The organism is Streptomyces colwelliae, from assembly GCF_048158785.1.
Lineage (GTDB): Bacteria > Actinomycetota > Actinomycetes > Streptomycetales > Streptomycetaceae > Streptomyces.
Map to the genome: position 1 here is coordinate 1 of NZ_JBLTJC010000121.1, position 21,499 is coordinate 21,499.

General features: G+C 69.6%; 20 protein-coding genes and 1 pseudogene. 13 read left to right on the plus strand and 8 right to left on the minus strand.

Features of this window, described 5'->3' with window-relative positions; genetic code table 11:
- Positions 1–345: 345 nt before the first annotated feature.
- Positions 346–1,221 carry a ribosome-inactivating family protein gene (locus ACNFOC_RS24535; RefSeq protein WP_416961250.1) on the minus strand — a complete coding sequence of 292 codons (876 nt, stop codon included), beginning with the start codon at positions 1,219–1,221 and terminating at the stop codon, positions 346–348.
- 209 nt (positions 1,222–1,430) lie between these two features.
- Between ACNFOC_RS24535 and ACNFOC_RS24540 the strand changes: the two are divergent.
- A pseudogene (locus ACNFOC_RS24540) lies at positions 1,431–1,551 on the plus strand (IS5 family transposase); the annotation flags it as partial.
- A gap of 65 nt (positions 1,552–1,616) precedes the next feature.
- Here the strand turns inward: ACNFOC_RS24540 and ACNFOC_RS24545 are convergent.
- Positions 1,617–1,721 carry a hypothetical protein gene (locus ACNFOC_RS24545; protein WP_416961251.1) on the minus strand — a complete coding sequence of 35 codons (105 nt, stop codon included), beginning with the start codon at positions 1,719–1,721 and terminating at the stop codon, positions 1,617–1,619.
- Between ACNFOC_RS24545 and ACNFOC_RS24550 the strand changes: the two genes are divergently transcribed.
- From ACNFOC_RS24550 to ACNFOC_RS24560, 3 genes are all read left to right on the plus strand, one after another.
- Positions 1,705–2,271 (plus strand): MarR family winged helix-turn-helix transcriptional regulator, encoded by a 567-nt coding sequence (locus ACNFOC_RS24550; protein WP_416961252.1) that lies wholly within the window; start codon positions 1,705–1,707, stop codon positions 2,269–2,271. The two genes, ACNFOC_RS24545 and ACNFOC_RS24550, sit on opposite strands and share 17 nt — an antisense overlap.
- 290 nt (positions 2,272–2,561) lie before the next feature.
- The gene (locus ACNFOC_RS24555; RefSeq protein ID WP_416961272.1) at positions 2,562–3,323 is read left to right on the plus strand and encodes a class I SAM-dependent methyltransferase; all 762 of its coding nucleotides are present in this window, start codon (positions 2,562–2,564) and stop codon (positions 3,321–3,323) included.
- A gap of 370 nt (positions 3,324–3,693) precedes the next feature.
- Positions 3,694–6,915: an alpha-L-rhamnosidase gene (locus ACNFOC_RS24560; RefSeq protein ID WP_416961253.1), complete on the plus strand. Its 3,222-nt coding sequence runs from the start codon at positions 3,694–3,696 to the stop codon at positions 6,913–6,915.
- A 31-nt stretch (positions 6,916–6,946) separates the two neighbouring features.
- On the opposite strand, the gene ACNFOC_RS24565 is transcribed toward ACNFOC_RS24560, so the two are convergent.
- Positions 6,947–7,375, minus strand: coding sequence for a YjbQ family protein (locus tag ACNFOC_RS24565; protein WP_416961254.1), 429 nt, complete (start codon positions 7,373–7,375; stop codon positions 6,947–6,949).
- A gap of 123 nt (positions 7,376–7,498) precedes the next feature.
- Between ACNFOC_RS24565 and ACNFOC_RS24570 the strand changes: the two genes are divergently transcribed.
- From ACNFOC_RS24570 to ACNFOC_RS24595, 6 genes are all read left to right on the plus strand, one after another.
- On the plus strand, positions 7,499–7,582 hold the full coding sequence (locus tag ACNFOC_RS24570; RefSeq protein WP_352340592.1) for a putative leader peptide: 84 nt from the start codon (positions 7,499–7,501) through the stop codon (positions 7,580–7,582).
- Between the two features lie 126 nt (positions 7,583–7,708).
- Positions 7,709–8,605: an ABC transporter permease gene (locus ACNFOC_RS24575; protein ID WP_416961255.1), complete on the plus strand. Its 897-nt coding sequence runs from the start codon at positions 7,709–7,711 to the stop codon at positions 8,603–8,605.
- On the plus strand, positions 8,578–9,345 hold the full coding sequence (locus ACNFOC_RS24580) for an ABC transporter ATP-binding protein (protein ID WP_416961256.1): 768 nt from the start codon (positions 8,578–8,580) through the stop codon (positions 9,343–9,345). Before ACNFOC_RS24575 ends, ACNFOC_RS24580 begins: the two co-directional genes overlap by 28 nt.
- Positions 9,346–9,390: 45 nt before the next feature.
- Complete coding sequence (locus ACNFOC_RS24585) at positions 9,391–10,416, plus strand: ABC transporter substrate-binding protein (protein WP_416961257.1); 1,026 nt, start codon at positions 9,391–9,393, stop codon at positions 10,414–10,416.
- A 1-nt stretch (position 10,417) separates the two neighbouring features.
- Positions 10,418–11,560: an LLM class flavin-dependent oxidoreductase gene (locus ACNFOC_RS24590; protein ID WP_416961258.1), complete on the plus strand. Its 1,143-nt coding sequence runs from the start codon at positions 10,418–10,420 to the stop codon at positions 11,558–11,560.
- 42 nt (positions 11,561–11,602) lie between these two features.
- Positions 11,603–12,682 carry an NAD(P)-binding domain-containing protein gene (locus ACNFOC_RS24595; RefSeq protein WP_416961259.1) on the plus strand — a complete coding sequence of 360 codons (1,080 nt, stop codon included), beginning with the start codon at positions 11,603–11,605 and terminating at the stop codon, positions 12,680–12,682.
- Between the two features lie 379 nt (positions 12,683–13,061).
- Here the strand turns inward: ACNFOC_RS24595 and mltG are convergent, their stop codons facing one another.
- Positions 13,062–13,904 carry an endolytic transglycosylase MltG gene (mltG, locus tag ACNFOC_RS24600; RefSeq protein WP_416961260.1) on the minus strand — a complete coding sequence of 281 codons (843 nt, stop codon included), beginning with the start codon at positions 13,902–13,904 and terminating at the stop codon, positions 13,062–13,064.
- Between the two features lie 43 nt (positions 13,905–13,947).
- Positions 13,948–15,750: an ABC transporter ATP-binding protein gene (locus ACNFOC_RS24605; RefSeq protein WP_416961261.1), complete on the minus strand. Its 1,803-nt coding sequence runs from the start codon at positions 15,748–15,750 to the stop codon at positions 13,948–13,950.
- A 130-nt stretch (positions 15,751–15,880) separates the two neighbouring features.
- Here ACNFOC_RS24605 and ACNFOC_RS24610 point away from each other — a divergent pair, with 130 nt between their 5' ends.
- On the plus strand, positions 15,881–16,381 hold the full coding sequence (locus tag ACNFOC_RS24610; protein WP_416961262.1) for a MarR family winged helix-turn-helix transcriptional regulator: 501 nt from the start codon (positions 15,881–15,883) through the stop codon (positions 16,379–16,381).
- 130 nt (positions 16,382–16,511) lie between these two features.
- Here ACNFOC_RS24610 and ACNFOC_RS24615 read toward each other — a convergent pair whose 3' ends face one another.
- On the minus strand, positions 16,512–17,150 hold the full coding sequence (locus ACNFOC_RS24615; protein WP_416961263.1) for an HD domain-containing protein: 639 nt from the start codon (positions 17,148–17,150) through the stop codon (positions 16,512–16,514).
- Positions 17,151–17,342: 192 nt separating this feature from the next.
- Here ACNFOC_RS24615 and ACNFOC_RS24620 point away from each other — a divergent pair, with 192 nt between their 5' ends.
- Positions 17,343–18,311, plus strand: a complete 969-nt coding sequence (locus tag ACNFOC_RS24620; RefSeq protein ID WP_416961264.1) for a GlxA family transcriptional regulator — start codon at positions 17,343–17,345, stop codon at positions 18,309–18,311.
- A 22-nt stretch (positions 18,312–18,333) separates the two neighbouring features.
- Here ACNFOC_RS24620 and ACNFOC_RS24625 read toward each other — a convergent pair whose 3' ends face one another.
- A complete protein-coding gene (locus ACNFOC_RS24625) occupies positions 18,334–19,038 on the minus strand; it encodes a TetR/AcrR family transcriptional regulator (RefSeq protein ID WP_416961265.1) in 705 nt (234 codons plus the stop codon).
- A gap of 83 nt (positions 19,039–19,121) precedes the next feature.
- On the opposite strand from ACNFOC_RS24625, the gene ACNFOC_RS24630 reads away from it, so the two are divergent.
- Complete coding sequence (locus tag ACNFOC_RS24630; protein WP_416961266.1) at positions 19,122–19,985, plus strand: SDR family NAD(P)-dependent oxidoreductase; 864 nt, start codon at positions 19,122–19,124, stop codon at positions 19,983–19,985.
- Positions 19,986–20,082: 97 nt separating this feature from the next.
- Here ACNFOC_RS24630 and ACNFOC_RS24635 read toward each other — a convergent pair whose 3' ends face one another.
- The gene (locus ACNFOC_RS24635; protein WP_416961267.1) at positions 20,083–21,468 is read right to left on the minus strand and encodes a cation:dicarboxylate symporter family transporter; all 1,386 of its coding nucleotides are present in this window, start codon (positions 21,466–21,468) and stop codon (positions 20,083–20,085) included.
- Between the last annotated feature and the right edge of the window lie 31 nt (positions 21,469–21,499).

The window sequence follows — 21,499 nt, forward strand, 5'->3', positions numbered from 1 at the left end:
GGGCAGGGGGCCGCCGCGGGGGTGCCGGGTGGCGGTGTTGTCCCGGAGTTGGAGGTCGCGCCGGCTCGTCAGGAGCGGCTCGACCAGCGCCCACCGGGCATCGGGCATCGGACAGGTCGCCGGGATTGGGACAGCGAAGGCGTGCGCCCATGTCTCCGGCATGGCCCCGACCTGGGCCGCCGGTCAGGACGCAGGGTCGGCGCCTGTTCACCCGCGTCGAGGACTACGGCCGCCGCACCGTCGTCTCGAGCTACGCGCCCTCCGTATCCGCACGGTCCTGGCAGCGCACACGCCGTAGGGGACGCCGACTCCCGGAGCCGGCGCCCCCTACACCTACGAGGTCTGTCAGAGTTCGTCCCTGGGGTTGGGGTTGGTGCCGTCGTTGAGGGCGATGGCCAGCAGGGCGGCTGCCTGGCGGGCGTCGGAGATCTCGGCCCCGGCGACGCTCGTGCTGGCGCCCTCGTCCGTGCCGTTGACGTGGCCGACGTAGACGTGGCTGACGTTGGCCCAGTTCCGGATCAGGGCGATCTGCTGGGAGCTGTAGGTGACCGAGCTGCCGCTGTCGAAGGAGGGCGCGACGCGGTCGGCCAGGGTACGGAAGCGGGACGCCTCCGAGATGCCGAAGATGATGCTGAGCAGACCGCGGGCTTGGTTGAGCCGGGACGAGCCGGTATTGGCCAGGTCGAACAGGGCCTGCGAGAGGGGGCCGGGGCCGACGGTGACACTGGTCAGGGACTGGTTGGCGACCCGGGAGAGGGCGTCGTAGCCCTCCCTGCCGACGAAGAAGTTGTCGTCGGTGCTCGACTCGTTGGGGACGTTCCGGATGAGGTTGAGGACGCGGTTGTGGGACGTGCCCACCGTGTAGACCCTCACCACGTACAGGTCACTAAGGCGCACCACGGCGTGCACGGTGGGCGCGGAGTGTCCCGGGGAGCTGATGACGACGTCGGCGAAGTTGTTCGTCCTCGTGTTGTCCAGGACGGTGACGGTGACGCGGTTGCCCCGCGTGTTGACCACCGGGCCGGTCAGGCGCGCGTGGGCCGTGCTGCGGGCCAGCGCTTCCAGGCTACTGAGCATGCTGCGGTAGCCCTCGGTGCCGTCGTCGATGTTCCAGTGGACCTGCGGGAAGTTGGTCTGCGCCACCTCCTGCGTATCGATCTTCACGCTGTGGGGCGCGGTGGCGGCGCCGGCCGCCCCGGGGGAGGACGTGCCGGATACCACGACCGCTCCCGCGAGGACGCACGGAAGGACCGCCGAGAGGCTGACACGTCGGACGACGCTGACACGCATGGGTTGCTCCGATCAGTAGGAGGACGGGGAGGACGCAGAGCCGTATATCCGGCCCGACCCCACCGAGACTCACAGCGGCGGAGTTGATTCGCACCCCCCTCCCACCAGGGAAATCAATCCCACGACCCTGAGCTGGGCCACGTCTCCTCGCCCTCGACCACGAACGCCACCCGCACCGCTCCGAAGCCATGACCCACCTCGCGATGATCAACCTCATGCCCCCGCAGACTCACCGGCGAAGCCACCCTGAACCGGCGCGGAACCGGACCCGGGACCACACACCGATCACCGGACCAAACGCTCAGTGAGCTCGCGCGCGGGACAGCTCACGCCATCACTGCTCGCGCGGGAGAGCTCACACCATCGCTGCCGGATCGCTGCGAGCACCAGGCAAGGGCGATCATGACTGCCGGGATGAGCGTGTCGTTCACCAGAACTCCCCCGGTGTTGCCCGGCGCGTGGTCACCGTGGACGAACCCCAGCGCGCCGATCGCCCACCATCGCTGCCAGGTCTCCAGCGTGGCTCGACGGGAGGTGCTGTGCCGGGTACGGATCAGTGCGCCGACGACTGCCACCAGCAGCCAGGCCCTGGGAGTCTCCGACCCGGCGATCAGCCGGGCACTGCGACCACTGGAAGAGAGCGGGCTGGTCCGCGTCACCCGCGACCCGCAACACGCACGGCGCCGACTCGTCGAACTCACCGCCACCGGCCGCGAGACCTACCACTTCGACGGCCTGGTGGTCAGCGACTACGACTCGGTCAACCTGCCGCACACCGCACACCGCACCGCGCGCACGGAGGACGAGGCCGCGGTGCAAGCCCTGCCCGCCGGGCTGGACGTGGAACTCCCGGGCAGTCCGAACCACTCCCACCTGGTGGACGAGGTCACCTCCGGCCGCCTCGACGAGCAGGTCGTCGACGTGGCTGTGACCCGGATGCTCGCCACTTCGGCCGGCTCAGCACGGGAGCTGGCCGAGTGACGCGTAACGCCCCGCTCAGTGACGCGTAACGCCCGCTCTGCGTAACGGAGTTGGTCAGGAGCCCGCCTGGCCGGCCTCAGCCTCGTCGAGACGCTCGCCTCTGGGGATCATCACCACCAGCAGCGCGGCAACCGCGATCGCGATCGCCCCGGCGAACAGCAGGAACCGTGGCCAGCCCGCGCCCCCGACACGAAGCCGCGGCGGCTGCGGCGGTCCGCCGTCGGACCTTCCACGAGGCTACTGTCTGCCAGGTGAGCACAGACGATGCGAACCGGCGCTGGACACGGTCCATGCCCGAGGCCTACGAACGCCACCTCGTGCCGGTCTTCTTCCGGCCCTTCGCCATCGACCTGGCCGCCAGGGTAGCGGCGCTGCGACCTCGCACCGTCCTGGAACTCGCCGCCGGAACCGGGGCGTTGACCTCGGCCCTGCTCACCGCGGTGCCCACGGCCACCGTGGTGGCGACCGACCTCAACGAAGCGATGGTCACCGCGGGATCGGCACGGGAACCGCGTGCGGACTGGCGGCAGGCGGACGCCCAACAGCTGCCCTTCGAGGACGGCCGCTTCGACCTCGTCGTGTGCCAGTTCGGGGTGATGTTCTTCCCCGACAGGCCCGCCGCCTACACCGAGGTGCGCCGGGTCCTCGCCCCGCAGGGACGGTTCTTGTTCAACAGCTGGGGCCCGCTGGCCTCGCACGGATTCGGGGCCGCCTTCCAGGCCGCCCTGGAAGAGTCCATGCCCGACGGAACACCCACGTTCCTGAAGGACGTGCCCCACGGCTACTGCGACCCGGCCGCGGTCACCGCGGACCTCACGGCCGCCGGACTGACCCTGGCCACCGCCGAGGAGGTCACGCTGGAAGGCGTCGCGGAATCCGCGGCCTCCGTCGCCACCGGGTTCCTCACCGGCACACCGGTGAGCGCCGCCGTACAGGCCCGCGAAGACGCGCAGGCCCTCCAGGCCGCCGTCACGCAGAAGATGACGGACCGACTCGGAACCGGCCGCGTGACGGCGCCGATGACCGCGACCATCTACACAGCGCACCAGTAGGCAAGTGCCGGGCCGACAGGGCCTACCAGGGCACCGGCCGCCCGATCCGAGTGCCCTGGGGAGCAGGCCCTGGTCGCCCTCAAGCCTTGGCGGCCGGCCCCTGTTCGCCCACCCGGCCGGGTACTCCGCCAAGCAGCCCTGATCACGACGTGCCGAGCCCTTCCCAGCACAAGGGTTTGCGGGCCGGGATTGAAACCGTTCAATGCCCTCGCATCCACCTCGCTCGCCGGCTCCGCCCGGCGCGATCGCGAAGTAGCCGTGTGGAGAAAACAATTGCACGACGATTGACCCTGACCTCACCGCGCTCTACGTTACCCACGCCTCTCAAGTCTGAATCGATTCATCCATTCCGTACGAGCGAGGAGTCGTAGTGATCAGCAGGAGGAACATGCTCGCGGGCGCGGTCGCCACGGTCGCGGCAGCGACCGTCGACAGCGTGCCGGCGATGGCCGCGCCGGCATCCAGACAGGCGCAGGCGGAGACACAGCGCGACGGACTGCGCGTCACGGCGCCGACCGTGGAGTACGTCCAGCACCCGCTGGGGATCGATGCCCAACGCCCCCGGCTGAGCTGGCCGTTGGCCTCCGACCGGACGGGTGCGCGGCAGAGCGCCTATCAGATCCGCGTCGCCACCACCGCGTCGCGCCTGTCCCACCCGGACGTCTGGGACAGCGGAAAGGTCACGTCCGGCGAGTCGGTCCTCGTGTCCTACGGAGGTCCCGAACTCAAGCCCCGGACGCGCTATCACTGGTCCGTGCGCGTGTGGGAGGCCGACGGGCAGGTTTCCGGCTGGAGCGCTCCCTCGTGGTGGGAGACCGGACTGATGGACGCCGGGCAGTGGAGCGCGGACTGGATCTCCGCACCGGCGGGTCTCGTGGACGCACCGTCCTTCGAGGGCGGTTCCTGGATCTGGTTCCCCGAGGGCGATCCGACGAACAGCGTTCCTGCGGCCACTCGCTGGTTCCGTCATACCGCCCAACTGCCCGACGGAATAACGTCGGCCACGCTCGCCATCACCGCCGACAACGTGTATGCCGTCTCCCTGAACGGAGTTGAGGTCGCCCACACCGACCTCGACACGGACAACGAGGACTGGAAACGCCCGGCGGTGATCGACGTACTGGCGCGTGTGCGAGCCGGCGACAACGTTATCGCCGTCGCCGCCACCAACGCGACGGAAGGCCCGGCGGGGCTCGTCGCCACCCTTGTCGTCCGGACCGCCTCCGGTGAGCAGAAGGTGTTCACCGACGCCTCCTGGAAGGTCACGGACCAGGAACCGGCCGCCGGATGGCAGGAGTTGGGCTTCGACGACGGGGGCTGGCCGGCGGCCCGGGTGGCAGCGGCCTGGGGCAGCGGACCGTGGGGACGCGTCGTCCCGGTGTCGTACGCCGTCACGCAGCTCCGGCACGAATTCCGGCTGCCGCGCCGGAAGGTGGCCCGCGCACGCCTGTACGCCACGGCACTCGGCCTGTACGAGAGTCACCTCAACGGCAGCCGGGTGGGCCTCGACCAGCTCGCTCCCGGCTGGACGGACTATCGCACCCGCGTCCAGTACCAGACGTACGACGTCACCGAACTCCTACGGCCCGGCGCCAACGCCATCGGGGCGTATCTGGCACCCGGCTGGTACGCCGGCAACGTGGGCATGTTCGGGCCCGGTCAGTACGGCCAAGTCCCGGCGCTCCTGGCCCAGTTGGAGGTGGAGTACGCGGACGGGACGAGCGAGCGCATCGTGTCGGGCGCCGACTGGCGGGCCGCCGCCGGACCGATCGTCGCCGCCGATCTGCTGAACGGCGAGACGTACGACGCCCGCAAGGAGACCCCTGGTTGGGCCTCGCCCGGCTTCGACGACACGGGCTGGCTCGGCGTGCGCGGCATGGGTGGCGTCGGCGACATCGGCCCCGGTCTGATCGTCGCGCAGGTGGACGGCCCGGTGCGGGTGGAGCAGGAGCTGACACCGAAGAGCGTGACCCAACCCAAGCCCGGCGTCTACGTGTTGGACCTCGGCCAGAACATGGTCGGCTCGGTACGGCTGCGCGTCTCGGGTGACGCGGGGACGACCGTCCGGCTCAGGCACGCCGAGGTGCTCAACCCCGACGGCACCGTCTACACCGCGAACCTGCGGACCGCGGCGGCGACCGACACGTACACCCTCAAGGGCGGCAGGAAGGAGGAAGTCTACGAGCCGCGCTTCACCTTCCACGGTTTCCGGTACGTCGAGGTGACCGGATTCCCCGGCGCACCCTCGGCGAAAGCCGTCACCGGCCGCGTCATGCATACGTCCGCCCCCTTCACTCTCGACTTCGAGACCGACGTACCGATGCTCAACCAGCTGCACCACAACATCACTTGGGGCCAGCGCGGCAACTTCCTCTCCGTTCCGACCGATACCCCCGCACGCGACGAGCGCCTGGGCTGGACGGGAGACATCAACGTCTTCGCGCCCACGGCCGCGTACACGATGGAGTCGGCCCGCTTCCTGTCCAAGTGGCTCGTCGACCTCCGGGACTCCCGGACCGCGGAGGGCGCGTTCACGGACGTGGCACCGATGGTCGGCACGGTCGGCAACGGCACGGCCGGCTGGGGCGACGCGGGTGTCACGGTCCCCTGGTCCCTCTACCAGGCGTACGGCGACCGCCAAGTCCTCGCGGACGCCTGGCCGTCCGTCCAGTCCTGGCTGACGTACCTGGAGAAGAACAGCGACGGACTACTGCGCCCGGACCAGGGATACGGCGACTGGCTGAACGTCGACGACGAGACCCCCAAGGACGTCATCGCCACCGCGTACTTCGCGCACAGCGCCGACCTCGCGGCGCGGATGGCCGGCGAACTCGGCGAGGACACCACCCCGTACCGCGATCTCTTCGAGCGGATCCGGGCGGCCTTCCAGGACGCCTACGTCGCCTCCGACGGCCGCATCAAGGGCGATACGCAGACGGCGTACGTCCTGACGCTGTCGATGAACCTGCTGCCGGACGCGTCGCGTAAGGCCGCGGCCGACCGGCTCGTCGCGCTGATCGAGGCCAAGGACTGGCACCTGTCGACAGGGTTCCTCGGCACTCCCCGACTGCTGCCCGTCCTGACCGACACGGGCCACACCGACGTCGCCTACCGCCTCCTACAACAGCGCTCCTTCCCCAGCTGGGGCTACCAGATCGACCGGGGCTCCACCACCATGTGGGAACGCTGGGACTCCATCCGCCCCGACGGCAGCTTCCAGGACGCGGGCATGAACTCCTTCAACCACTACGCCTACGGCTCGGTGGGGGAATGGATGTACACGAACATCGCCGGCATCTCGGCGGGCCGGCCCGGCTACCGCGAGATCGTCATCCGCCCTCGCCCCGGCGGAGCCGTCACCACCGCCCGCGCCACGTTCACCTCGGTCTACGGCCCCGTCGCGACCAGTTGGCGGGAGCGGTCGGGCCGGTTCGCGCTGAGCTGCACGGTGCCGCCCAACACGACCGCCGAGGTGTGGATCCCCGCGTCCACCCCGGACGCGGTGACCCACACTCACGGGACGTACCTGCGCCAGGAGGACGACTGCGCGGTCTACCGGGTCGGCTCGGGCACCCACCGCTTCACCACCTGATCAAGGCGGCGCCTGGAGATCAGGGCCGGCATCAGGACCCTGCAAGAAAGGTGAGGCGCACCTTCCGCTCGAAATTGTCCCTGTTCGTATCGACCAGACACACCGACTGCCACGTCCCCAACTCCAGCCGCCCGCCCACCACTGGCAACGTCGCATGCGGCGGCACGAACGCCGGCAGGACATGGTCACGGCCGTGCCCGGGGCTGCCGTGGCGGTGCTGCCAGCGGTCGTCGGCGGGGAGGAGGGTGTGCAGGGCGGCGAGGAGGTCGTCGTCGCTGCCGGCGCCCGTCTCCAGGATCGCCACGCCGGCGGTGGCGTGGGGGACGAAGATGTTGAGGAGGCCGTCACGGCCGGCCGCCGCCTCCCGGAGGAAGGCCTCGCAGTCGCGGGTCAGGTCCATGACCCGCTCCCTGGAACCGGTGGCGACGTTCAGGACTCGGGTGGTGAAGGCAGCTGACATGCCTCCCATCCTGACCCATCCGCCGGGCACCACGCCCCGTCGATCGCCCGGCCTGTGATACGAGGGGCCCATTCCGCGAGACACCGTTGACCGTGGCACGCCATCTGACCTATTTTCGGCCGCATGTTGCGTTCAGTTCTGCTCACCACGCGCGGTCACATCGACCTGCTGCGGGTGGCCTCCGCCGCGTGTCGCCGCGGCCGCTGACGCCTTCTTCCGCCCCACCCTCTCTTCTCCCGCACTCCGCCGTGCCCGTGCACACCGTCGTGACACGGCGGCGTTGAGGCGTACCCCCCTTCTCACCGGACGCTCTCCCCCACCCGTGGAGCACCCATGAGCATCAGTCATGCCCCGCCCGACTCTTCGGAGCCGGATATTTCTCCTATATCCGGCTCGGCGAAGACCGATACGGACGATCACCCCTCCCTCGATCTCATCCCTCTCGTCCCCACCTCCTCACGCCGCGCCCGCGTCCCCCGCTGGCTGCGCCGCACCACCGGCCCGCTCGTGCTGCTCGCGCTGTGGCAACTCCTCAGCAGCACAGGCGTGTTGACCTCCGACGTACTCGCCTCGCCCGGGCGGATCGCCCAGGTCGGCTGGGACCAGATCGCCAGCGGTTCACTGCCCTCGGCCATGGCCACCTCGCTGCAACGGGTCGCCATCGGTCTGCTCCTCGGCACCGTCATCGGCACCGGACTCGCCCTGGTCTCCGGCCTGTTCAGGATCGGCGAGGATCTGGTCGACGCCCCGGTGCAGATGCTGCGGACCGTCCCCTTCGTAGGACTCATCCCGCTGTTCATCATCTGGTTCGGCATCGGCGAGGCCCCCAAGGTCGCCATCATCACGCTCGGTGTGACCTTCCCGCTCTACCTCAACGTCTACGCCGGAATCCGGGGCGTGGACAGCCAGTTGATCGAGGCCGGGGAGTCGCTCGGGCTGTCCCGTTGGGGGCTCGTACGGCATGTCGTGCTGCCGGGCGCGCTGCCCAACGCGATGACCGGGCTGCGCTACTCCCTCGGCATCGCCTGGCTGGCGCTCGTCTTCGCCGAGCAGATCAACGCGGACGCCGGGATCGGCTTCCTCATGGTGCAGGCCCGGGACTTCCTACAGACCGACGTGATCGTGGTCTGCCTGATCGTCTACGCCTTCCTCGGTCTGCTGGCCGACTTCCTCGTCCGTACCCTCGAAAGGCTGCTGCTGCAATGGCGACCGACGTTCACGGGCCGGTGACCACCAGGCCGGCGACCCCCTCGCCGGCGAGCACACAGGCGGTACGCGTCGAGGGGCTGACCCGCTCCTTCGACGGCCGTCCCGTCATCGACAAGCTTCAACTCGACGTGCGGCAGGGCGAGTTCGTGGCACTGCTCGGCCGCAGCGGCTGTGGCAAGTCCACGTTGCTGCGCATCCTCGCCGGGCTGGACCGGGACATCGAGGGCACCGTCCTCGTGCCGCGTCGCAAGGCCGTCGCGTTCCAGGCGCCCCGGCTGATGCCGTGGAAGAAGGTCTGGCGCAACGTCCTGCTCGGGCTGCCCGGCAAGCCCGAACGGGCCGTGGCGGAGCGGGCGTTGGCGGAGGTCGGGCTCGGGGACCACTCCGACGCGTGGCCCAAGACGCTGTCCGGCGGTGAGGCCCAGCGCGCCTCGCTGGCCCGTGCCCTGGTGCGCGAGCCTGATCTGCTGCTGCTCGACGAGCCGTTCGGGGCGCTCGACGCGCTCACCCGCATCAAGGCCCAGCGGTTGGTGGGCGAGCTGTGGCAACGGCGGGGCTGTGCCGTCCTGTTGGTGACCCACGACGTCGAGGAGGCCGTGCTGCTGGCCGACCGGGTCCTGGTGATGGACGACGGAGTCATCGCGCACGAGCAGCGCGTCGACCTCGACCGGCCGCGCGACATCACCGATCCCCGGTTCGCGGAACTGCGCGCCGGACTCCTGGAACGCCTCGGCGTCGACACCGCCGCCGAAGCCGCCTGAACTCCCCCACGCCTCAACCCAGTTACCGAGATCGGATCATCCGTCATGCGACGACGCCTCGCCCCCGCCGCCCTGCTCCTCCCCCTCGCCCTCCTGCTCTCCGCCTGCGGCGGGAACTCGGCCGCCGAGACCTCGACGGGCACCGACGGCAAGGGCTCCCTCACGCTCAACGTCGGTGACCAGAAAGGCGGTTCGGAGGCGGTGCTGCGGGCCGCCGGTGAACTCAAGAACCTGGACTACAAGATCAAGTGGTCCACGTTCACCTCCGGCCCGCCACTCCTGGAGGCCGTCAACGCGAAGGCCGTCGACATCGGCGGCGTCGGCAACACCCCGCCGGTGTTCGCGGCGGGCGCGGGCTCCAAGATCAAGGTGGTGGCAGCCTGGCACGGCACGTCCAAGGGCGACGCCGTCCTCGTACCGAAGGACTCGAAGCTGACCTCGCCCCAGCAGCTCAAGGGCAGGTCCATCGCCGTGGCGCAGGGTTCGTCCGCGCACTTCCAGCTGGTCGCCTCCCTCAAGGCGGCCGGGCTCACGCTCTCCGACGTCAAGGTCAAATACCTCCAACCGGCCGACGCCCTGGCCGCGTTCACCTCCGGCAAGGTCGACGCGTGGGCGGTGTGGGACCCGTACACCTCGCAGACCCTCCAGGCCAAGCAGGGCCGCGTCCTCACCACCGGCCAGGGCGTGACCAACGGGCTCACCTTCCAGGTGGCGGCGCCGGGCGCGCTGGCGGACAAGAAGAAGTCCGCCGCCATCAAGGACTACCTCGACCGGCTCCGGCGCGCCCAGACATGGGTGTTCTCGCACCAGGAGGAGTGGGCCAAGGTGTGGGCGAAGGACACCGGGCTGCCGTACGAGGTGGCGCTGGCGTCGGTGAAGCGGACCAACTCCACCCGGGTGTCGGTCGCGGTCGACAAGCCGCTCATCGCCTCCGAGCAGCAGATCGCCGACACCTTCACCGGGCTCAAGCTGATACCGCGGAAGGTGGACTTCGCCGACTTCGTGGACACGCGCTACAACGGCGACCTGCCGGCCTCCACCTCCGCTCCGCGCACCACGGGAGGTTCGTGACATGAGCGTGCGTCTGCACTGGTTCCTGCCTACCGGCGGCGACGGCCGTACGCTCGTCGACCGGCACGCCTACGGGCCCAACCGCGCCGGGGCGGTCCGTGGGGTGCGGCCGCCGGACATCGAGTACCTCGCCCAAATAGCCAAGGCCGCCGAGCAGTTGGGCTTCGAGGCGGTGCTGACGCCGACCGGCACGTGGTGCGAGGACGCCTGGCTGACCACCGTGGCGCTGGCCCAGCACACCGAGCGGCTGAAGTTCCTGGTGGCGTTCCGGCCGGGGGTGATTTCACCGACGCTGGCCGCGCAGATGGCGGCGACCTATCAACGCCTCACGCGGGGGCGGCTGTTGCTCAATGTCGTGACCGGCGGCGACTCGGCCGAGCAGCGCCGCTTCGGCGACCGTCTCGGCCACGACCAGCGGTACGCCCGTACGGACGAGTTCCTGTCGGTCGTACGAGGGGTGTGGCGGGGAGAGCCGTACGACTTCGACGGTGTCCACTACCAGGTCGAGGGCGGGCTGACGGCGCTGCCGCCCGATCCAGTGCCGCAGGTGTTCTTCGGTGGGTCGTCGGCGGCGGCCGGGCCGGTTGCCGCCCGGCATGCGGACGTGTATCTCACCTGGGGAGAACCGCCTGCGCAGGTCAAGGAGAAGATCGACTGGATTCGCGGGCTCGCCGAGCGGGAGGGGCGGGACGTGCGGTTCGGGGTGCGGCTGCACACCATCTCGCGGGACTCGTCGGCCGAGGCGTGGGCGACCGCGAACCGGCTGCTCGACGATCTCGACGCCGACACGATCGCGGCCGCGCAGGCGGCGCTCGGGCGCAGCGAGTCGGTGGGCCAGCGGCGGATGCTGGCCCTGCACGGCGGTTCGCGGGACGAGTTGGAGATCCACCCGAACCTGTGGGCGGGCGTCGGTCTCGTCCGGGGTGGCGCGGGGACCGCGCTGGTGGGCAGCCATGCCGAGGTCGCCGATCTGATCGAGGAGTACCACTCGCTGGGCGTCGAGCACTTCGTGCTCTCCGGGTATCCGCATCTGGAGGAGGCGTACTGGTTCGGGGAGGGCGTGATTCCCGAGCTGGCGGCGCGTGGGCTGGTCGAGGGGGCGGCTCGGGCGGGTGGTCCGTTCCTGGTGGGCAGCGGGCGCTGAGCGCGCGGGAAGATCCACGGCCCGGGTGCTGTTCGTAGAAATGTGAACAACACGCGTGAGGTCGACGTGGTCGTCATAGGCGCCGGGCAGGCGGGCCTGGCCGGCGCCTATCACCTGCGGCGCACCGGTTTCGAGCCGGAGCGCGACTTCGTGGTGCTGGACCACGCGCCCGCGCCGGGCGGCGCCTGGCAGTTCCGGTGGCCGTCGTTGACGTACGGCAAGGTGCACGGGATGCACGCGCTGCCGGGCATGGAACTCACGGACGCCGATCCGGCCCGCCCGTCCGCCGAGGTGATCGCCGAGTACTTCGCCGCCTACGAGCGGGCCTTCGACCTGCGGGTGCGGCGGCCGGTGGACGTGAAGGCCGTGCGGGAGGGCGTGGACGGGCGGCTGCTCGTCGAGACGTCCGACGACGGTACGTGGTCGACGCGGGCGGTGATCAATGCGACCGGGACGTGGGACCGGCCGTTCTGGCCGCGCTATCCGGGTCAAGAGACGTTCCGGGGGCGGCAGTTGCACACCGCGCAGTATCCGGGGCCCGCGGAGTTCGCCGGGTTGCGGGTGGTCGTGGTGGGCGGGGGCGCGTCCGGCACCCAGCATCTGATGGAGCTCGCGCCGTACGCGGCCGCCACCACGTGGGTGACCCGGCGTCCGCCGGTGTTCCGCGAGGGGCCCTTCACCGAGGACGTGGGCCGGGCGGCCGTGGCGCTGGTGGAGGAGCGGGTACGGCAGGGGCTGCCGCCGAAGAGTGTCGTGTCCGTGACCGGGCTGCCGTTGAACGACGCGATACGGCAGGCGATCGCGGACGGGGTCCTGGACCGGCAGCCGATGTTCGACCGCATCACGTCCGACGGGGTGGACTGGGACGACGGCCGGCATGTGGACGCCGATGTCATCCTCTGGGCAACCGGATTCCGGGCCGCGATCGACCACCTGGCACCGCTGAAACTGCGCGAGCCGGGTGGCGGCATCCGCGTCGAGGGAACACGCGCGGTCGCCGATCCACGTGTCCATCTCGTCGGCTACGGACCGTCGGCAAGCACCATCGGCGCGAACCGGGCGGGGCGCGCGGCCGTACGGGACATCAGGCGGTTGCTGGCTGGGGAGCCGGTGGCGGTCTGAAGGTGTTCGGGGCGGCCGCTTCACGGGCGGGGCGGAGATGCCGTGTCGAGGGCGCGCACGAAGCAAGGGCGCGCTGAGGGACGGTCGACGCGCGAGCGGTGGAATTTACGATCCCGTTCGAGGCCATTTCGAAGAGGGCCGAGCTGGACAGTACCGGTCGGCCAAGGGTCTTTTAAGGGGCGCGAGGAACTGCGCGACCAGCCACAGCGAAGCCGCACCCGCCAACGAAACACAAGCCACCCACCCCAAAACGCGCACAGGGTCCAACGCCACCCCGCCCACCGCACAGACCGTCCGCGATCAACTCCACACAGCCCCGCGACATTTCAGGCGGCGCCGGCCGGAAAGCCGAGCGCCGCCCTACCGCGTCCCGCGCGGGTCACTTCGTGGGCGACGCGCTGTTCTTCTGGGCCGCGTTGAACTCGGTGACGTTGCGCTGGTGTTCCTCGTAGGTGGCCGCGAAGCGGGTGTCGCCGGGCTTGACCGTGACGAAGTACAGCCAGTCGCCCGGGGGCGGGTTGATCGCGGCGCGCATCGCCTCCTCGCCCGGGTTGTCGATCGGGGTGGGCGGCAGGCCCATGCGCTGGTAGGAGTTGTAGGGGCTGTCGAGCCGGGTGTCGCTGCCGGTGGTCTTCAACGTGGCGCGGTTCAGGGCGTAGTTGATGGTGGAGTCCATCTGGAGCGGCATGCCGCGCTCCAGTCGGTTGAAGATGACCCGGGCCACCTTCCCCATGTCGGCCTTGGACGCCGCCTCGGCCTGCACGATGCTGGCGATGGTGACGGCCTGATAGACGTTCATCGCGTTGCGCTGCGCGCCGGCGGCGACCGGGGCGCCGTTGAACTTCTGGTTCGCGGTGTTGACCATGAATGACAGGAGCGACGTGGGCGTCGACTTCTTCTCCAGCGGATACGTCGCCGGGAAGAGATAGCCCTCGGGGTTGCCCTCCGCGTCGTTCGGCAGCTTCAGGCCGGCCTTCGCGATCGACTTCTTGGTGGTCCCGACCGGCAGCGCGAGGACCTTGTCCACGGCTTCGTAGATCTGACCCGACCGCCAGCCCTCCGGGATGACCAGCGACGTGGGACGCGTGTCCCCCTCGCTCTCGAGGCTCAGCAGCGGCACCGCCACGGCGGTGCCGGCCACGACGGCCCCCGTCGCGATGAGGGCGACCCGGCCCCTGCGGGTCAGTCGAATCGTGCTCCGTGGCGGAGTGTTCATCTGCATGCGGGCACGGTAACCCGTATATCGTCACAAACCCGGCATATCTTCAGCTTGTCGGTTCCAGTTGGGCATCCCGGCGTACGAGGGCCGCGTACCGCCCGTCCTGTTCGAGCAGTTCCTCGTGCGTGCCCCGCTCCGCGACCTGCCCGGAGTCGAGGACCACGATCTGGTCGGCGCTCCGGATGGTGGACAGCCGGTGGGCGATGGTGAGCGTCGTGCGGTTGGCCGACAGGGCGTCGATGGCGTCCTGGACGGCGGCTTCGGTGCGGTTGTCCAGCGCGCTGGTCGCCTCGTCCAGGATGAGGACCGGCGGGTCGCGCAGGATGGTGCGGGCGATGGCCAGGCGCTGCTTCTCACCGCCGGAGAACCGGTGGCCGCGCTCACCGACGATCGTGTCGTACCCGTCGGGCAGGCCCGCGATGTGCTCGTGGATCTGCGCCGCGCGCGCCGCCGTGTGCAGCTCCTCGTCGGTGGCGTCCGGCTTGGCGAAGCGGAGGTTCTCGGCGACCGAGGCATGGAAGAGGTACGTCTCCTGGGAGACGACGCCGACGGCACGCGCGAGCGTGTCGAAGTCCAGGTCGCGGACATCGACCCCGTCGAGGGTGACCCGGCCGCCCGTCACGTCGTAGAGCCGGGGCGCGAGATAGCCGAGGGTCGACTTCCCGGCGCCGGTCGGGCCGACGATCGCGAGGCTGTTGCCTGCCGGGACGGCGATGTCGACGCCGTCGAGGATCGGGCCGCTCTTGTCGTCGTAGTGGAACTCGACGCCCTCGAACCGGACTTCGCCCTTGATGGTGTCGAGGTGGACCGGGTTCTCGCGCTCGGTGATGTCGATCGGCAGGTCGAGGTACTCGAAGATGCGCGCGAAGAGCGCCAGCGAGGTCTGGATCTGGACGCCGGTCGACAGGAGGCTGACGGCCGGGCGGAACAGGCCCTGCTGGAGCGAGACGAAGGCGACGATGGTGCCGATCGAGGCGTCCGGGCCACCCAGGTGGAGGGTCATGCCGGCCGTCCAGTAGATGACGGCGGGCATCGCGGCCATGACGATCGAGATGACGGCCATGCGCCAGCGCCCGGCCATGTTCGACCTGACCTCGAGGTCGACCAGTCCCTCGGACTCCTCCGAGAAGGAGCGGGTGAGCGAGTCGGAGCGGCCCATGGTGCGGCCGAGCAGGATGCCGCTGACGGACAGCGACTCGGTGACCGTGGCGGCCATCTCGGCCATCTGCTTCTGGCGTTGGGTGGCGATCCTCTTGCGTTCGTTGCCGACGCGGCGGCTGATCCACACGAAGACCGGGAGCAACAGCAGCGAGACGACGGTCAACCGCCAGTCCAGGGCGATCATCGCGATGATCGTGGCGACCACGCTGGTCAGGTTGGAGACCAGGGAGGTGGCCGTGGAGGTGACGGTGGCCTGCATGCCGCCGATGTCGTTGGCTATGCGGGACTGGACCTCGCCGGTGCGGGTCCGGGTGAAGAAAGCGAGCGACATGCGTTGCAGGCGGCCGTAGACCGCTGTGCGCAGGTCGTGCATGACGCGCTGGCCGACCGTCGTGGAGATCAGGGTCTGTAGCACGCCGAAGATGCTGGTCAGGACGGCGCTCAGGATCATGCCGAGCGCGAGCAGGCTCAGCAGGCCGGTGCGGTTCTGCGGGATGGCGACGTCCAGCGTCTCCTTCAGCAGGAACGGGGTCGCCACGGTGACCAGGGAAGCGGCACCGACCAGGAGGCCGACGACCGCGAGCCGAGCACGGTAGGGCTTGAAGAGCTTGAGGATGCGGCGCACCTGCCGAGGCTGGTCGGTCGAGGTGCCGGGGGACGGTGTCCAGTTGATGTCGTCGCGGGGCATGGTCTCCTACGGATGGTGAGGCGATCAGGACTGGTCGAGCACTCAGAACTCATGGAGCGATGAGGCTCGATGGAGCATAGCTCATTGTTACCTATACTCACAATGAACCTAGTCCTGATATTGTTCCCGTATGACCACCCCCGATTCCGACGGCCTGCTCGCGGAGCAGCTGCTGCGGCTCACCCGCCGGGTGCACCGCATCCAGAAGCGCCACCTGGAGCAGCGCGACCTCGGCATCACCCCCGCCCAGTCCCGGCTGCTGCGCACCCTCGCGCACTTCGACTCCCCGCCGCGCATGGCCGACCTCGCCGAGCGTCTGGAGGTGGTGCCGCGCGCCGTGACGACACTGGTCGACGGCCTTGAGGCGAGCGGCAAGGTGCGGCGGGCGCCCGATCCGTCCAACCGCCGGGTGATCCGCATCGAGATCACGGACGACGGCCGCAAGGCACTGAGCGAGCTGCGGAGCGCGCGGCGCGGGGCGGCGGACGAGATTCTGGCGCCGCTCACGGATGTGGAGCGCGAGGTGTTGCGGACGCTGCTGGACACGTTGGTGGATGGGGCACCTGGTGCGCATGAAGGGCATGACGTCCATGGGGTGCACGAGGGGCATGGGCACGGGCGGTCCTGCTGACCCGCCGACCCGCTGACCCGCCGACCCGCTGACCCGCTGACCCGTATCAACGCTGCCGCCGGAGACCAGGTTCGCGGCGCTCCGGTTCATCCGGTCCCTCCGGTTCATCCGGCGCCTTCGGGTCAGGGGATTACTCCGGCCAGTTCGAGGCCTTGATGCGCTCCACGAAGTCGCCGCGCACGAAGCCCGGTACGAAGTGCTCCAGCACGTCCGCCTTGATGTTGCCGAAGGTGGTCTCGGGGCGATCCCTGATGCCCTCGGTGAAGGCGGCGAGGATCCCGTTCTTGAAGTCCGGGCGGGGGTGTGCCGCCACGACGGCCGCGCGCTGCTCGTCGGAGACGGCGTCGTAGCCGATGCCCACGACGTCCAGCGACACACCCCGGTTGACCAGGGCGATCTCGGCGGACATGTGCAGCGGGATCTCCTGCGTGGTGTGCAGGGCGATGCTCGCCCAGACCCGGTCGGCCGGCTCACCGGCGATGCCGTGGGCGTGCAGGAACCGGCGGGCCTCGTCCGCACCATCGATCTCGAAACGTTGGTCGGTACGGCGGAACTTCTCGGTGAGCCCGAGGTCGTGGAACATCGCGGCCACGTAGAGCAGCTCGGGGTCGTACGCGAGCCCCTGCTCCCGGCCGCGCAGGGCGCCCCACAGGAACACCCGCCGGGAGTGGTCGAACAGCAACGGCGACGCGGCCTCGCGCACCAGCTCGGTCGCCTCCCGCACCAGGGCGGTGTCCGGGATCTCCACGCCTGCGATCACTTCGCTCATCGTTCTTCCCTCTCCTCGATGTCGTGCGACCCGGTCTCTCGTGACTCGGTCTCTCGTGACGCGATCTCTTGTGACGCGATCTCTTGTGACTCCAGGATCGTCGGCGGCGTACGCTGGGGCCATGTCCTCACAGCCAGGAGAACCACAGATTCGGACATGGCTTCAGACGTGGCTTCGGGCATGGATTCAGACATGACACATCGGGTCGGATTCCTCGTCTTCGACGGCGTGACCATGCTCGACGTCAGCGGCCCCGCCGAGGTGCTGCACGAGCCGGGCCGGCGCGGCCACCCCTACGAGCTGGTGCTCGTCTCACCGCACGGCGGCACGGTGACCGCCTCCAATGGGCTGACGCTGACCGGTACGGTGACCGCGGCCGACGCCGGGCCGGTCGACACGGTGGTGGTCGCCGGGGGCGAACGGCTGGCCCAACAGGCGCCCGGGGAAGAGCTGTTGACCGCTGCCCGTACCCTCATCGACCACACCGCCCGGGTCACGTCCGTCTGCACGGGCGCCTTCGTCCTCGCCCAACTCGGCCTGCTGGACGGCCGGTCGGCCACGACCCACTGGCGGCACGCGGAGACACTCGCCCGCCGTTACCCTCAAGTGCGCGTCGAGCCGGACGCCATCCACATCCGCGACGGGCGCTTCGTCACCTCGGCGGGCATCAGCGCCGGCATCGACCTGGCGCTCGCCCTCGTCGAGGACGATCACGGAGCGGACGTGGCCAGGGACATCGCGCGCGAGTTGGTCGTCTTCATGCAACGCCCGGGCGGGCAGTCACAGTTCTCCGCCGCCACCGCCACCCCACCACCGCGCACCGATCCGCTACGGTCGCTGATCGCCTCGGTGTTGGCCGACCCGGCCGCCGACCACAGCCTGCCCGCCATGGCGGCGACCGTGGCGGTCAGCCCCCGCCACCTGACGCGGCTCTTCCGCACCGAACTCGGTACCACGCCCGCCCGTTGGGTCGAACGGGTCCGTCTCGACCGCGCCCAGCATCTCCTCCTCGAAGGCCACAGCGTCACCTCCGCCGCACACCACAGCGGGCTCGGCACCGACGAGACCCTCCGCCGCGCCTTCGCCCGCCACTTGGACACGACACCGACGCACTATCGCAGCCGTTTCGCCAGTACGCGCGGGCAGTCATCGATGCCGTGAGCCGCGGCCGACCGGCTTCGGTTCACGCCTGCGCGGCGTCAACTCCCGCCTGCGCGAAAGGCTCTGTTGACGTCGCGGTAGCGCGCAGTCCTGTCAGCAACGCGGCCAGGATGCGCGTCAGTTGGGGTTCGACGTCGACCAGTGCGTGCGCCAACTCGGGACGGGATTCGTAGAGCGTTCGGAGGCGCGTACCGGGGGCGGCCATCTGCAACAGCGCCCCGGCCATGCTCGTCGCCGTGGCGATCACATCGATGGCCGCCCGCTCGGCGATCGCGAGCATCCGGCACAACTCGGTCACCAGCGAGGCGACTACGCCGAGTACGACCGTCTTGAACTCGTACACCGAGTCGAGTGAGACGTTGCGTTCCAGGTTCAACGGCGCCTGCGCGAGGAGATCGCAGAAGAACGGCCGCGCGACGAGCGACCGCGCGATGACGGCGGCGACCGCGTCGGAATCCCCGTCGGCGGCTTCGCTCAACCGCGCCCGAAGCTCCGCCGACCAGTCCTCCCAGCCTTCGGCGGTCAGCGCCAGGAAGATCTGCTCCCGGGTCTCGAAGTACCGCAGCATCGCGGACTTGTGCATGCCCACGGCGGCGGCGATGTCCGTGAGCGTGACCTCGCGCACGCTGCGTTCGGCTCCGAGGGATCTGGCGGCGTCGAGGATCGCGCGCTCGCGCTGCTGTTTGGCCGCCGCGCTGCGGGCGCGCTGGGGACTGGGCGTGCTCATGACCCAGAGCGTAGCGCAACTTGGTTGCATTAATTTAGCGCAACAGGGTTGCACTAATAACGAAACAGTGTTTTGCTAGCTACATGACTCAGACATGGTTCATCACCGGTTCGTCCCGCGGCTTCGGCCGCAACCTCACCGTCGCGGCCCTGGAGGCCGGCGACCAGGTCGTCGCGACGGCACGCAAGCCGGAGCAGCTGGACGACCTCGTGGAGAAGTACGGCGACCAGGTACTCCCCGTAGCGCTCGACGTCACCGACCGGGCGGCCGCAACGGCAGCCCTCCAGGCGGGAGTCGACCGCTTCGGCGGGATCGACGTGGTCGTGAACAACGCCGGGTACGCCAACCTCTCCCCGGTCGAGACGACACCGGAGGACGACTTCCGCCGACAGTTCGACACGAACTTCTGGGGCGTCTACAACGTCTCGACGACAGCGCTCCCGATCCTGAAGGCGCAGGGCGCGGGCACGGTCGTACAGTTCTCGTCCGTCGGCGGCCGGGTCGGCGGGAATCCCGGTCTCGGGTCGTATCAGGCGGCGAAGTTCGCGGTCGACGGCTTCACGCGCGTGCTCGCGGCCGAGACCGCGCCGTTCGGCATCAGGTATCTCGTCGTGGAACCGGGTGGCTTCGCGACCGACTGGGCCGGTTCGTCGATGCAGATCCCGGAGGTTCCGCCGGAGTACGACGAGACCGTCGGCGCGGTGATACGCCTCTTCGACGGTCCCGTGACCGCCGCAGGCGACCCCAAGCGGGCCGGGGAGATCCTGGTCCGGCTCGTCAAGCAGCCGAACCTCCCCTCTCATCTCCTCCTGGGTGTCATCGCGGTCGAGATGGCGCAGAGCTACTCACGCGACCAGATCACGCAGGCGGCCGTATGGGAAGCGGTGAGCCGCTCGGCCGACTTCGACCAGGACTACCCGGTCGACCTCGTCGACACCAAGGCGTAGGAAACCGCCCCACCCGGGTCACCGAAAACGGGCCGCGACTCCCCCACCGTAGAAACGGAGCAGGAGCCGCAGCCCGCCACGACGAACTGACGCAACATCAACTGGCCTCGGGGGCAGTCTCCTTGACGCGCTGCGCGGGGATCTCCGCCTCTTCCGGCACACCCTCGTCTTCTACGGCTTCTTCTACGTCCGTGATCTCGCCGTCGAGGACCTTCTTGGCCTTCTCGATGTCGAGGGCACCCTCCCAGCGGGAGACCGCGAAGACGGCGACGCAGTTGCCGAGGAGGTTGGTGACGACGCGCATCGAGTCCATGATGCGGTCCACGCCGAGGAGCAGGGCGACCGCGCCGGCCGGGATCGCGCCCAGCGAGGAGGCGGTCGCGGACAGGGCTAGGAAGGCCGAACCAGGGATGCCGGCCATGCCCTTGCTGGTCAGCATGAGCACCAGGACGACGGTGATCTGCTGGCCGAGGCTGAGGTCGACGCCGACGGCCTGGGCGATGAACAGGGTGCCGATGGAGAGGTAGAGCGAGGCGCCGTCGAGGTTGAAGGAGTAGCCGGTGGGCAGCACCAGGCCGACCGCGTCGTCCCGGGCGCCGGCCTTGCGCAGCTTCTGCATCACGCGCGGCATGACGGACTCGGTGGAGGCGGTGCCGAGCGCGAGGAGCATCTCCTCCCGGATGTAGCGGAGGAACTTCCAGAGGCTGAGCCCGGTGACCAGCCGCAGCGCGACGGCGAGCAGTGCGACGAAGAGCGCGGCGGCGACGTAGCAGAGGATGATCAGCTTGGCGTAGGTCTTGATCACGCCGAGCCCGTACTGGCCGACGAGGACGGCCATCGCGCCGAAGACGGCGAGCGGGGCGAGCCGCATGACGAAGCCGACGATCGCGAAGATGATCTCCTGAGCCTGCTCGATCGCGGGTAGGACCTTCGGCACCTTGGTGTGGCCGAGGTGGAGCAGCGCGGCGCCCACCAGGCAGGCCAGGATGAGGACTTGGAGCAGGGAGTTCTCGGCGAAGGCGCCGATGAAGCTGGTGGGCAGCGCGTTGACGATGAACTCGGTCGTCGAGGGCAGCGCGGCGCCGCCCGTCTTCGCGTCCACCGCCGAGGTGTTGAGCGTGGCCGGGTCGACGTGCATCCCGGAGCCGGGCTGGACGACGTTGGCGAGGACCAGGCCGATGATCAGCGCCGCGGTGCTGGCGACCTCGAACCAGATCAGCGCCTTGAGGCCGATCCGGCCGAAGGCCTTGAGGTCACCGGCCTTGGCGATGCCGACGACGACCACGCAGAACACGAGGGGCGAGATGATCGTCTTGATGAGCCGGGTGAATCCGTCGCCGAGGGGCTGGAGGTCCGTGGCCACGTCGGGCCACAGCTTTCCGACGAGGATTCCGAGGACGAGCGCGCAGGCGACCTGCGCGAAGAGTGAGGTACGCAGTATGCGTGCGACGCGTCGCGGCAGAGGCGGGACGGACGGCGGCACGGGCACTCCTTGAGGGGGGACGGTCGTTCGC